This window comes from Nostoc sp., assembly GCF_036917535.1.
In the GTDB taxonomy this organism is placed as follows: domain Bacteria; phylum Cyanobacteriota; class Cyanobacteriia; order Cyanobacteriales; family Nostocaceae; genus Nostoc.
This window is the reverse complement of the sequence record NZ_JBALDA010000091.1, coordinates 144,101-157,698: the sequence shown is the minus strand read 5'-3', so window position 1 is coordinate 157,698 and position 13,598 is coordinate 144,101. Positions and strand designations below refer to the sequence as shown.

The window sequence follows — 13,598 nt, the reverse complement described above, 5'->3', positions numbered from 1 at the left end:
AAAAAAATGAGGATACAAATAACAATAGTTAGTCCGCAAAAAACTAGACATATCCTACATAAACTAAATATGCCCCATTTATTTTGGATAGCCAAAAGATAATTAAAATAGTCTCAAAAACAGAAATAATTTGAATACCTGCCTGTAATAATGTTGAACCGTTTGAAGATTGGAATCAAGATTGGAGCAAGTTTTGCCTTGAGTTTGGCAACTCTGGCCACCATTGGTCTAATCTCCTACCAAAGCACCAATCAGCTAGTTGAAACTTCGCGCAAAGAAAGCCATACTTACCAGGTGTTAAGTCAGCTTGAAGAACTCAACTTGCAACTGACAAATGCTGAAACTGGGCAACGTGGTTACGTTCTGACTGGAGAAGAGCGCTATTTAGAACCATATAACGCAGCCATTCAAGTAGTGGATCAAAAAGTTAAGGATCTTCAGAATTTAACAACAGATAATCCCAAGCAGCAACAGCAGCTGGATATTTTACAGCCATTAATCACTCAGAAGCTGGACGAACTTAAAGAAACTATTGATTTGCGCCAAAACCAAGGTTTTGAAGCTTCTCAGAAGGTCGTTCTGACAGACCGGGGAAAGCAGCTAATGAGTGAAATCCGCAAAGTTATCCAGACGATGGAACATGAGGAGAATACACTGCTGAAACAGCGCTCTGAGAAGGCACAAACTGCTGCTCGCCAAACACTCGCCAGTATTGTTTATAGTATTCCCTTATTTTCTTTGCTCTTAGCTTTAATCGGATTCGCCCTGACCAGACATATCTCAGTACCGCTGAAGCGAGTTTCTGATTTGGCTCAAAAGGTGGCAGATGGGGATTTATTGGTCAGTTTACCAGATAGCGATCGCCAGGATGAAATTGGTGTGTTGACGCGCACCTTCAACCAAATGATTGTTAATCTGCAAAACACAACTCAAAAAAATGAGGAGCAAAACTGGCTAAAATCTAACTTAGCTGAATTTACCCAGATGCTCCAAGGGCAGCGAAATCTAGAAAGTGCATCTCGCCTAATATTGTCGAATCTAGCACCACTGGTTGGAGCTTCACAAGGCGTTTTTTATGTGATGGACTCTATAGGCGACCAGCCTGTGCTGAAGTTGTTGAGTGGTTATGCTTACAAAGAGCGGAAAAACCTAGCAAATCAGTTTCGCTTGGGTGAGGGATTAGTCGGACAATCGGCCTTAGAAAAACAAAGAATCCTCCTCACGGAAGTTCCCAATGACTATATCCGGATCAGTTCCGGTTTGGGAGAAGCACCACCGCTAAATATTATTGTGTTGCCCATACTATTTGAGGCGGAGGTAAGTGCTGTAATTGAACTTGCCTCTTTTGGGCCTTTTAGAAAGTTACACCTGACATTTCTAGAGCAATTGAGTGAAAATCTGGGCGTATTTTTAAATAACATCGCCTCACAATTGCAAACACAGCAACTACTTGAAGAGTCTGTTGCTTTAACAGAGGAACTGCAAACCCAGCAAGAAGAATTACAGCAAAGCAATCAACGCTTGGAAGAACAGGCGCAAGATTTGGAGGAATCACAATTTATTGTCAAGCAATCTAACGAAGAATTGCAACAACTAAATGAGGAGCTAGAAGAAAAGGCAGAATTATTAGAAACTCAAAATCGGGAAGTAGCCCGCAAGAACCAGGAAGTTGAGCGGGCGAGGCAGTCTTTGGAAGAAAAAGCTGAACAACTGGCCTTGTCTTCCAAATATAAGTCAGAATTTCTAGCGAATATGTCCCACGAACTGCGGACACCGTTAAATAGCCTATTAATTTTAGCAAGGCTGCTAGCAGATAACTCTCTTAACAACTTGACCGAGAAACAGGTAGAGTACAGCCGGACTATTTACTCGGCTGGGACTGATTTGCTGGAATTAATCAATGACATTTTAGATTTGGCAAAAATTGAGTCGGGTACTATGTCGCTCGATATTGAGCAAATTGCTCTTGCAGATTTGCAGACATCTCTAGAGCAGACTTTTCGGCAAGTTGCCCACAATAAAGAACTCAGTTTTACTATTGAACGGGATGAGAAGTTACCCCCGACAATTTATAACGACTCCAAACGTCTGCAACAAGTGCTGAAAAATCTCCTAGCTAACGCTTTTAAATTTACAGAACAGGGAGGTGTGAAATTACAAATATTCCAAGTTGATAATTCCATGATTGCTTTTGCCGTCAGCGACACGGGCATAGGCATTCCAGCCGAAAAGCAGAAGATTATTTTCGAGGCATTTCAGCAGGCAGATGGTACTACCAGCCGCAAGTACGGGGGGACTGGCTTGGGCTTGTCCATCAGCCGTGAATTAGCTCAACTGTTGGGAGGGAGAATTGAACTACTCAGCCAGCCAGGACAGGGAAGCACCTTCACCCTTTACTTGCCCAGGCAACAGGAAAAAAATGACCAAAATATCACCACACCAGCCTTTGAGCCAATTACCTCTATCCCTACAGTATCGACCATTAAAGAACTGCCAATCGTGGAAAGCAGACCCACAACTGTGGACATCTCTCCATCAGTGAAAGTGCTTACCAGCTTACCCAACGATATTCCAGATGACCGGGAAATAATTCAACCAGGCGATCGCATTTTGCTAATTATCGAGGATGACGATAAGTTCGCCCGCATCTTATTAGATATGGCGCGTCAGCAGGGCTTTAAAACTATTGTTGCTTTACAGAGCAAACAAGGTCTAGCACTAGCAGAACAGTTTAAACCCAATGCGATTATGCTAGATATCCACATGCCAGAGATGGATGGTTGGACGGTGCTGGATCGTCTGAAGCATAAACCAGATACCAGACATATACCAGTACACATACTTTCTGTTGACGAAAGACAACAACGGGGCTTACAGCTAGGAGCGATTACCTATTTACAAAAACCCGTGTCTCCAGAAGCGCTAACTCAGGTATTGACTGAGATTAAAGGCTTTATTGAACGTCAAGTAAAAAATCTCCTAATTGTAGAAGATGACCCCGTACAAGCCCAAAGCATTATTGAACTGATTGGTAATGGTGATGTCCAGAGTACAGCAGTAGGTACGGGGGCAGAAGCCCTCTCGATTTTGCGATCGCATCACTTTGATTGTATGGTGTTGGATCTTGGTCTGCCCGATATGAGCGGGTTTGCCCTAATTGAGCAGATAAAACTTGAACCCAGGCTTTTGAAACTGCCGATAATTGTTTACACCGGTAAAGAACTCAGCCGACAGGAAGAAACCCAGCTGCGGGGACTTGCAGAGACAATTATTATTAAAAATGTGCGATCGCCAGAGCGGTTATTAGACGAAACTGCCCTATTTTTGCATAGGGTGCAAGCAAATTTGCCCACACCAAAGCGGCAAATGTTAGAGCAACTACATCAAACTGACCCGGTGCTGACTAATCGGAAAATTTTGATTGTAGATGATGACCTCCGAAATATTTTTGCCCTGACTAGCTTTTTAGAAAGCTATCATATGCAAGTACTGTTTGCCGAAAACGGCAAAGATGGCATAGAGAAACTGCAAGCTAATCCTGAAATTAATATAGTTTTGATGGATATCATGATGCCGGAAATGGATGGTTACGAAACCACCCGCGCTATCCGCCAGCTACAACAGTTTCGCTCACTACCAATCATTGCTTTAACTGCCAAAGCCATGCCAGGCGATAAGGAAAAGTGCATTGAAGCCGGAGCCTCTGACTATATCACCAAACCTGTAGATACTGAGCAACTGCTTTCACTACTCCGGGTTTGGCTGTATCGGTAAGGAGTCATCTTTTTTATTAGCCTTTTCCAAGAGGGCTTTTCCATACTAATTACTGGAATTTAGGGCGTTGCATAGTTGCGGGATGATTTAGTAACTTCCAAAATTCTCCCCTTGCTTCCCCTGCCTCCCCTGCCTCCCCTGCTTGCCCCAATTCATCCCACTGTTCTGCAACGCCGAATTTAGTATATTTCCCTGCTTCCCGTAAAGACAAGATACCATACCTGCAATATGGTTGCAGATAGCGATCGCCCAGTCCCTAATAGCCCACCACACAAACTTTGTGTGGTGAGAGCTTCAGGTGAGGAGAGGTAAAGGCGATGCTCTTTTGCTTCCTTTATGGGCGATTTCCAGAAGGATACTGATGCCCGAGGATGGGATGGGGTGTGTAAGGTTCTTCTAGGAATTTGCGCTCTTCATCAGAAAGCTCTAAATCCACCGCTTCGACAGCCTCTTTAAGATGTTCAATCTTGCTAGCGCCAATGATAGGAGATGTTACACTTGGTTGATGTAATAGCCAAGCTAGAGCAATTTGTGTGGGTTTCACACCCCGTTTTGCGGCTAATTCCACTACGCGATCAACTACTTGAAAATCTGAATCTTGATAGTAGAGATTGTGAGCAAATTCGTCAGTTTTTGCCCGCAATGTTTGGCCATAATCTGATTTGCTGCGATTTCCTGCTAAAAAACCCCGCGCTAAAGGACTCCAAGGAATAATACCAATTCCTCGATCTAGAGCTAAGGGTATCACTTCTCGTTCTTCTTCTCGATACACTAGGTTGTAGTGATTTTGAATTGATACAAAACGAGTCCAGCCGTGGATGTCTGCGGTATAGAGGGCTTTGGCCAACTGCCATGCGTAAACACTAGAAATTCCTAAGTAACGGACTTTACCTGCTTTGACAATATCGTTCAGTGCTTCTAGGGTTTCTTCGATTGGTGTCTCATAATCCCAACGATGAATTTGGTACAAGTCTACATAATCAGTCTGTAGTCGCTGCAAAGAAGCATCAATGCTGTCAAAAATATGTTTGCGAGATAGTCCTCGGTCATTAGGCCCATCGCCAACTTTACCATGTACTTTAGTAGCAATAACAACCTGATCTCGTTTGGCAAAGTCTTTCAGCGCTCGCCCGACAATTTCTTCACTAGCACCTAACGAATAAACATCGGCGGTATCAAAGAAGTTAATCCCCAATTCCAAAGCCAGTTTGATAAATGGACGACTTTCTTCTTCTTCTAATACCCATTCACGCAATTTACGCGAGCCATAAGTCATGGTGCCGAGGGTAATACGCGATACTTTTAGTCCAGTTTTGCCAAGATTTACATATTTCGTCATCCGATCTGCTCCACTTTTTGTTGAGATGCTTGTGGGACGTTGTGATGTTTCTATAGCCTTTTAACATTGATTTGCCTAGAATATTGCAGAGCTATGAACATTGCTTTACAAGAGCCAGTATATAAAATACTGTATGTTTGTCAGTTTACCGGAGTTAATGGCTATAAGATTAAGAATTGCATATAAATGAAAAATATGGAATAGGGAATCAGGAAATATTTAGCAGAGGGCGCTTTTGGCAAAATCTCTCGGATATGCAAAACGATCGCCACCGTCAATCGAAGCAGGACTGCGGCTAAAAATCATAGTTCAAATAGCATATACTTTTCAAATTTCAAGAGAATTTTTTAATATAATTCGGTTTATTGATAGACTTAGAGGATATTAAAATGGTTAAGGCTATAATTATTTATATATAAGTTGTTACTATAGTTAAATAAAATACATAGAAAACTATTAGTAAAAAATAAATTTATTGGTTGGATAATAAAACAGAAGATAAGTTACATAGAAACTATGTGTCTAAATTATCCTAGATAAGTGGAGACTAGGCAGCAAAATTGGTAAGTAAGAAAAATAGGAGATAGAGAGAAAATAATACTCCCTATTTGATTTTTTGATTTAAAAAAACTCAGTACATATCTATATCTATTACCTATTTTCGATAGTCTCATTCAACTTTTGCATAAATTCTTGATGTTCAATGGCAGCTAAACCTGCTTGTAACACAGATAACACCGTTGCCATTTCTCCCAAGAGCAAGGCAGGTACTGCTAACCACAACCCCGGAAACACCTGAGAGCGAATAATTCCCTGGTCATCAGTTGGTAGCGAAACATACTCGTCTGCTTGCAGCCTAAACCAATCTAACTGATTATCTAATGTTCGCCAGACAATATACTCCTGTACTCCATTCCGTCGATAGGTGCGTTTTTTGTCATGTAAATCGATCGCTGCACTGCTTGCTGCCACTTCTATTACCAGTTCGGGTGCGCCTTGAATATAATCATCCTCACTAATCAATGCCTGTCTGCCCGGAATGAATAGTACCGCATCAGGCTGTGGTTCATTATCCGGATCTAAACGCACTGTGGGTTCAATTCCCAGAACAACGCCAGGGGTTGCCGTTTTATAGTTCCACAACCACCCGATCAAGTCTCCATGTGGTTCCCCATGACTTTTAATTCTCAGTGGCGATGCCATGATATACACAACTCCCTCAACCAGTTCAGCTTTTCTGAGATGCGGCATTGCCTGATAGCGCCGCTCAAATTCGCAGCGAGATAAGCGATCGCCATTTTCCAGAGGTAAAACTGAAATCCCTTTTTTAGGAGTTGTAACCATCCCTTTGTCCTCTTTACCCAAATTGTCTAAACTCAATCAAAGTATTCTATTTTGGCAGTGCTGCATCCATTTTACTACCGCACATAAAAAAGCTATTGTGCAGCGATTAGGGGTGCTTTCGCTCACAAGGGACGTTATACCGAGTTGCGTTCAAAAATATTAGTTTTGGCAGGCAGAGGGGGCAGGAGAAGCAGGGGAGGCAGGGGGAGAAATACTACATATGATTGCAAATTGGTGTTAGTGTTGGCGTAATAACTAAAAGCAAAAGCCCACACTGCACCCGATCAAGGAGTCAATGTGGGTAATTCATCCCTGTAATGGGAATGTAGTTAACGGAACATGCTACTGACTGAAGTATCTTCATGAATTCGCCAGATAGTTTCTCCCAACAGGTTAGCTACTGACAGCACCACTAGTTGTGGAAAACGATTGTTTTCTGGTATAGGAATGGTATTGGTGACAATGACTTCCTCAAACAAGCCACTAGACAATCGCTCCATCGCTGGTGGAGAGAATACCGCATGAGTTGCACAGGCATATACCTGACGCGCTCCTTCTTCACGCAGTAATCGCGCCCCTTCCGCGATCGTGCCTCCAGTGTCGATCATGTCATCCACCAACACTGCCGTTTTGCCTTTAACATCGCCGATAACATTTAATACTTCTGCAACATTATGTGCCTGACGACGTTTGTCAATAATTGCCAGTGGAGCATCATCCAGTTTTTTTGCAAATGCCCTAGCTCGCGCTACACCACCAACATCAGGAGAAACAACTACCACGTCTGGCAGTTGTTTGCTGGCTAGATAATCTAGCAATACTGGTGAACCGTAAACATGGTCAAAGGGTATATCGAAATAGCCTTGAATCTGAGCCGAATGTAAATCCATTGCGAGAACGCGATTGGCACCAGCTTCAGTAATCAAGTTAGCAACCAGCTTGGCGGTTATTGACTCTCGTCCCGCTGTTTTGCGATCGGCACGAGCATAGCCATAGTAGGGAATTACTGCCGTCACCTGTCGCGCAGAAGCTCGACGACAAGCATCAACCATAATCAATAATTCCATCAAATTATCGTTTACAGGTTGACAACATGGCTGAATTAAATAGACATCACAACCCCGAATCGATTCTTGGATTTGAACGTAAAGTTCTCCATCCGCAAATCTTTTGCGAATCATTGGCCCCAAGTCCATGCCCAAATAACGAGCAACTTCTTGAGACAATTGTACATTGGCAGAGCCAGAAAACAGCCGCAGGCGATGATTATCGTTCAGTCCTGTTGCAGATGGTTGCACTTTGAAAGTTGCAGAACTGAGCACAGCAGATCCTCTATGTGCGTTCATAGCAATATTATCATTAGAGATTTAATAGATTTAACCAAGAAATAGCCTAAAAAAACATCTGTAAGCTTTGTTGAAGCTTCCATACAAAATTTAAACATTTTTGCATAAATTTATTATTCACTAATTATCTAGTCTTCTTGGCAAACAAGCTATTGATAGCTTAACTGACATCAAGTCCATCCACTAGGTCTATAGTTCAATTTTTTGGTTGAGGTAAGTAACCCTAATCGCTTAAACATTATTTGGTGTGGTAGGTTCTTCTAATTACCTCATTGATAGCTAGAAAGTAAAGGATTGACAACTTTAGTGATATTAAAGAGTTTGTGCTCACACAGTATAGCACCTCTTTCTAAGTAGACTATGGTAGCTTATTACTCTATAGTCTACGCATTGACAAAAATGACAACTATAGAGCCGAGAAGACGCTAGCTGTGGACAAAATTTATCCACACACTAGCAAGTTTTTAGATAAAATTTGAATAAAGATTAAATAAAGATTAAATAAAGAGATTTTTTTTGCTCCTAAAACATTACTTAACAAAAGTAATTCTACTTAAGTAAAGTGTTGTAAATATTTTTACTTAAAAGTTTTTAGTGAAATATAGAAAAATTGTTCAATATCAATAAATATCCTAGATGTTGAATCTGTCCGCGAACATCCTGTCAACTATAAGCTACCAATCACCGCTGAATTAGTTAGTACCCATATTGTTGCTGGGATAAAATTAATACTGTTGTGTATACTCTGATTTTTGGGTGGTTGTGATCGCTCCAGTTGGGTGCAGCGATAACTGCATCCGTCCTGCGACTCAAACGGATGATAATTTTGGATGTTAGGGCGATCGCCACTCGAATAAATTTGGGAAATAGCCCAATGGCAGAATTTTTGGAATTTTACAGTAGAATATTGCCGCAGGTAACTGTACGTCGCCTCTTGGACTTAATCTTTGTGGGTGACTTCCTCCTCAGTTGCTACTACACTCAATCAATCGATCATGCAACCACCGATTACAGTTGGCACTGTCTTGCAAAACCGTTACCGCATAATTCAAATTCTCGGACAAGGAGGATTTGGTAGAACCTATCTGGCAGAAGACCAGAGGCGCTTTAACGAACTTTGCGCGATCAAGGAATTGAATTTAATAGCAAGGTCGGCTTTGGATTGGGAGAGGGCACAAGAGCTTTTTCATCGAGAAGCTGCCATTTTATATCAAATTGAACACCCACAAGTGCCGAAATTCCGGGAAAGATTTGAGCAAGACCAACGCTTATTTTTGGTGGAGGACTACGTTGCAGGTCAGACGTACCGAACTCTACTGGCTGAACGTCAAGCTGTGGGTAAAACTTTCACAGAGGCTGAAGTATTGCAGCTGATACAAATGTTGTTGCCTGTTTTAGAGCATATTCATAGTAGAGGAATTATTCACCGAGATATCTCGCCAGAAAATATTATTTTGCGAGATAGTGACGCTAAACCTGTGTTAATTGACTTTGGGGTGGTAAAGGAATTAGCAACACGTTTACAATCGCCAGATAGTCCGCTACCGAAAACCACCGTAGGAAAATTAGGCTACTCTCCCAGCGAACAAATGCAAACAGGGGGAGCATATCCTAGTAGTGATTTGTATGCATTAGCGGTAAGCGCGATTGTTTTGTTGACTGGTAAAGAACCAAAGGATCTATTCGATCAAAACCAATTAACTTGGAATTGGCAGCGGTGGGTAAAAGTGAACCCGCGATTTGCCCAGGTTTTGAATCGAATGTTGAATCATATACCGAGCGATCGCTATCAAAGTGCTGCTAGTGTATCTCAAGCACTGCAATCTCTGACCCAACCCACTGTCCCTAACCCAAATGTGTCTAACTTGCAGACAATGGCAGTTAGTCGCCGTCCTGACTTAATAGCACCAGCAGGTTCACCCAAGAAAACCGATCCTGTGATTCTACCAAGTCGCAGTAGTTCAATTTTAGATAATCCGTTAGCGATCGCCGCAATTGCCATTGCTGTAGTGATCGTAGCAGGATTTGGTTCTTGGGCACTAGTAAGTTCCATCCGCAGTCAGTCAAAAACATCAGATGAGACGCTTCCACAAAATTTCCCTTCACCAGTAATTTCTGGTGGTACTACATTCACACCGACACCGACACTCACACCGACACCAACACCGACGCCCACACCAACACCAATACCCACACCTACTAACGATCAACCTGTTGTATCTACTAAGCGCCTCAAGCTTACAGCATCTAAGCCAACCACGGTTGAAGGTACTCTCAAAGCAAATCAAATCATCCAGTACAGCTTTTTTGGGCGAGAAGGTGCTAAATTAAACACGTTTATTGATCCAGGAAGCACCATTCTGCTAACAGTCTTAAGTCCAAATGGACAACCAATTGAGAATACTGCCCAACAAGTCACATTTTATCAAGGCACATTGTTGGTTACTGGTAGATATACTATTGAGTTAACTCTGCTTTCAGGAGTTGCCGAAAGCAATTACAACCTCAATGTTGCATTAGAAAAACCAGTCAAACCAACACCAACAGAAGCACCCTTGCCAATTCCCACAGAGACACCCTTGCCACTTCCCATAGAAACACCCTTGCCAATTCCCACAGAGACACCTTTGCCAATTCCCACAGAGACACCTTTGCCACTTCCCACAGAAACACCCTTGCCAATTCCGACCATTACTGAAGCGCCGACTTTGCCGCCGACTGATGGAACACAACCATTTTCTGGCCAAAGAAATTAATGTTAAACACACTACTAATTACTGGAACTGATACGGAAGCTGGTAAAACTGTTTTAACAACAGCGTTAGCAGCTTATTGGCAAAAATATTACTCGCAGCGACGCTGGGGAATCATGAAACCGATTCAATCGGGGACTGGCGATCGCGAGTGGTATCAAAAGCTATTTGTGCTAGAACAATCTGCTGAAGAAATTACACCTTTGTACTTTCAAGCACCTCTTGCTCCTCCCATAGCAGCAGCACGGGAAAATCGCCGAGTAGATTTAGCGCTTGTGTGGCAAGCTTTATCTAAGTTGCGATCGCAGCGTGATTTTGTACTTGTAGAAGCCTTGGGAGGGTTAGGTTCGCCAATAACTGAGGAATTAACGGTAGCTGATTTGGCGGGAGAATGGCGTTTACCAACGGTATTGGTAGTACCAGTGAGATTGGGTGCGATCGCTCAAGCAGTGGCGAATGTGGCATTAGCTAGACAATCGCGCCTCAATCTCAAAGGCATTGTTTTGAACTGCGTACAACCCCGAACGGATGCAGAAATAGCCGACTGGACACCATTTCAACTGATTCAATCACTCACTAATACGCCAGTTTTAGGCTGCTTACCCTATTTAGATAACCTGACTGATTTAGATAAACTTGCTCAAATAGCATCAGGTTTAGATTGGGAAACACTAACACTTGAGAATGATTAAATTGATATTCTTTTAATATTGATAGATAAGCTAATCGGTATTTAAATGCCGATTAGCTTAATAGCCGACCCTCTAGGACAATTAGATTTACTTATACACGCGTTGCTGAATCCGGGGATGAATAGCGCATCCTTGACAGGTTAAGGTAATTGCATTTTTGTCAAGAGGGTGCAGGAAAAGGGGATAAATCCAGCTTAGGGACTAAGGGAGAGATTTAACCACAACTAAGTCTTGATTTTCTGTTAAAACGAACAACCTCCGAAGCCTACAGTTCAATCCCGAAGGCTGAATATTTATTCTTTTGCAACTGTATCCCAGAACAACTTCTCATAGGCTTGCAGCAACCGCGCTGCACGCTTGATTAAGAGCGGTTCTGCACCATGCTTTAAGCCTGCTTCAATTACACTTAAAGAATTACATTCAAAGTTTGGTATAGGGCTGGCAAAGAAATCGAAAAATGCTGTATCTTTAGGAGTGAGATGATATTGTTTTTTGAGTGCAGCACTCATCCTTCCAAGATTTTCACCGAATATAGGGAAATTGAATAAAAAGGCGGCTCCAACTTCAGCCTCCGAACCGTATAGAGCAAGGGAAACTACATAGGCGGGATATGCTTGCGCCCCGGGTAATGGTTCATACTTTTTCAGATCATCTTCATTGAGGTTGAAGGCTTTGGCAAAATCTAACAGCAAATTGAGGGATTGAACCTCACCAGAGAGAATATCTCGAAAGAATTTCCCATTACGAGTTCCACCAAAGCGCTGCACTAAAAGGCTATCGCTCTTAATATCGCTCTTAACTATGTTGTATTCCTCTCCGGCAAAGGCTTTTAGGTTTTCCAGGGACACTTGTCCGTTTTCTAGAGCCGTTAGATAGGGATGGTTGCGGATCTGATTCTCTACCCCAGCCAACTCAAGGCGCAGTTCATCGACTATTTGCTTGGCTTGATTGGCAATTACATTAGAAGTAGATTTATTACATATTACTTCCGAGACAGCAACTCCATTGTTGGCAAAAGAGAGTGTGACTATCAAAGTGATCACCATAAAGAGAGCAATTGTAACTAGTTTGAGGACATAAGTGCTGTATCGTAAATGTACATTTAACTTCATAAAAATTCCTCAAATATGATTTTGGTGGGTAATAACTGGAGTTTAAATTAGTTCGCCGTGCGAAACTGTTGAACAAATTAGTTAAAAAACTTAATAAATTCTCAAGATTTATCTTAACCTCTCACGCATAGTCAGTACTGGTGTGCCACCACACTCAGTACCAAGTTGAATCAATCGGTCTGTCGCATTCTCTTTTCAAATTGGTATAAGTAGCGACAATTTATCAGATGCTCAGGTCATCACCTTGACTGTGAATTGTCAAGGTGAGGATTTTATTGCCAGCACAGGTGTAGACATCGCACCAACTCAATTAGGATACAGCAACATTTTTGAGAATAGTCATCGGCCCTTGGGTTTTAAGAATCTCCATTTCTGCTGCGTTTCGCACAAGCAACGCACCAGCGAATCCTAATGAATTCACAGAGATAGATTGGAAATGCTCTTGCGATCGCGGTACGATTAACATCCATTCTCGTGTCGCTAGTAGATTGTAAGCACCAGATTGCTTTGCATCTAAACCTACAGCGTGACGCAAAGTGTGATAAATTTCCAGTGTTGCTTGGGCCCCTGCCAATGGCGATCGCACCCAATTAGAATTTAGTGATGCGAAAGCATGTACAAAAGGAAGCTTTGCTAAAGTTGCATTCGAGTTTTGAAATTGTGCTGATGTTAGTAAAGGTTCAATCGGTATTTGCAACCCTAAAGGGGCAAGTGGTAGGGGTACTAATTGTAAGTGCTTGTGTCGCTGACTAGCACCTGCGGTTTTGCTACTGTTGTAAAATGCTAAACCATCGAAATCAGCCAAACACGCCCACATAGCCGTAAAATCTTCTAGGGTGAGTAAGCTTTCTTGTTCCTCGAAATCACGAGTGATGATTAGCAGATGATAATCAACAACATTGAATTTGTTTAAAATACATACATGGGTATCGGAGATATCCGCCACAAATAAATTTTCTTCATAGGGCAAAAAAGGATTAAACTCTTCACCAGAAGTAACAGATTGTTTTTCCTGTTTCTTCTTAGCTGCTTTTTTGCGATTCAGGTTAGACAAAATCCGCACTAAAAAGCGCACGCCATCCTGTTCAACAAATTCAAATTCTGTCGGAATCGAGAGTAGCGCCCCGCATTGCAAAGCATGTTCAGTCCGTTCTTTAACACTTGTCCATAAAGTGCCAGGTTTAAGTAAGATTTTCCCCTGTACCATTTCTATTCCTTCAGGCATGGTAAAGAGTACG

9 protein-coding genes are annotated in these 13,598 nt (G+C 42.1%); 3 read left to right on the top strand and 6 right to left on the bottom strand.

Annotated elements, in window-relative coordinates:
• Positions 1-150: 150 nt before the first annotated feature.
• Entirely contained in the window at positions 151-3,774 is a 3,624-nt protein-coding gene (locus V7K56_RS30525; RefSeq protein ID WP_334916781.1) for a response regulator, read from the top strand.
• A gap of 49 nt (positions 3,775-3,823) precedes the next feature.
• Here the strand turns inward: V7K56_RS30525 and V7K56_RS30520 are convergent, their stop codons facing one another.
• The 4 genes from V7K56_RS30520 to V7K56_RS30505 all read right to left on the bottom strand — a co-directional run bounded on the left by V7K56_RS30520 (position 3,824) and on the right by V7K56_RS30505 (position 7,803).
• Positions 3,824-3,985, bottom strand: a complete 162-nt coding sequence (locus tag V7K56_RS30520) for a hypothetical protein (RefSeq protein ID WP_334916780.1) — start codon at positions 3,983-3,985, stop codon at positions 3,824-3,826.
• A 123-nt stretch (positions 3,986-4,108) separates the two neighbouring features.
• Positions 4,109-5,113: an aldo/keto reductase gene (locus V7K56_RS30515; RefSeq protein WP_334916778.1), complete on the bottom strand. Its 1,005-nt coding sequence runs from the start codon at positions 5,111-5,113 to the stop codon at positions 4,109-4,111.
• A 651-nt stretch (positions 5,114-5,764) separates the two neighbouring features.
• Entirely contained in the window at positions 5,765-6,457 is a 693-nt protein-coding gene (locus V7K56_RS30510) for a Uma2 family endonuclease (protein ID WP_334916776.1), read from the bottom strand.
• A 329-nt stretch (positions 6,458-6,786) separates the two neighbouring features.
• Complete coding sequence (locus V7K56_RS30505; RefSeq protein ID WP_334916774.1) at positions 6,787-7,803, bottom strand: ribose-phosphate pyrophosphokinase; 1,017 nt, start codon at positions 7,801-7,803, stop codon at positions 6,787-6,789.
• Positions 7,804-8,798: 995 nt separating this feature from the next.
• On the opposite strand from V7K56_RS30505, the gene V7K56_RS30500 reads away from it, so the two are divergent.
• Positions 8,799-10,559, top strand: a complete 1,761-nt coding sequence (locus V7K56_RS30500) for a protein kinase domain-containing protein (protein WP_334916772.1) — start codon at positions 8,799-8,801, stop codon at positions 10,557-10,559.
• Positions 10,559-11,248 (top strand): dethiobiotin synthase, encoded by a 690-nt coding sequence (gene bioD, locus V7K56_RS30495; RefSeq protein ID WP_334916770.1) that lies wholly within the window; start codon positions 10,559-10,561, stop codon positions 11,246-11,248. The genes V7K56_RS30500 and bioD overlap by 1 nt, the downstream gene beginning before the upstream one ends.
• Before the next feature lie 293 nt (positions 11,249-11,541).
• On the opposite strand, the gene V7K56_RS30490 is transcribed toward bioD, so the two are convergent.
• Both V7K56_RS30490 and V7K56_RS30485 read right to left on the bottom strand, forming a co-directional pair.
• Positions 11,542-12,360, bottom strand: coding sequence for a hypothetical protein (locus tag V7K56_RS30490; protein WP_334916768.1), 819 nt, complete (start codon positions 12,358-12,360; stop codon positions 11,542-11,544).
• A 310-nt stretch (positions 12,361-12,670) separates the two neighbouring features.
• On the bottom strand, positions 12,671-13,567 hold the full coding sequence (locus V7K56_RS30485) for an ATP adenylyltransferase family protein (protein ID WP_334916851.1): 897 nt from the start codon (positions 13,565-13,567) through the stop codon (positions 12,671-12,673).
• Positions 13,568-13,598 lie beyond the last annotated feature (31 nt).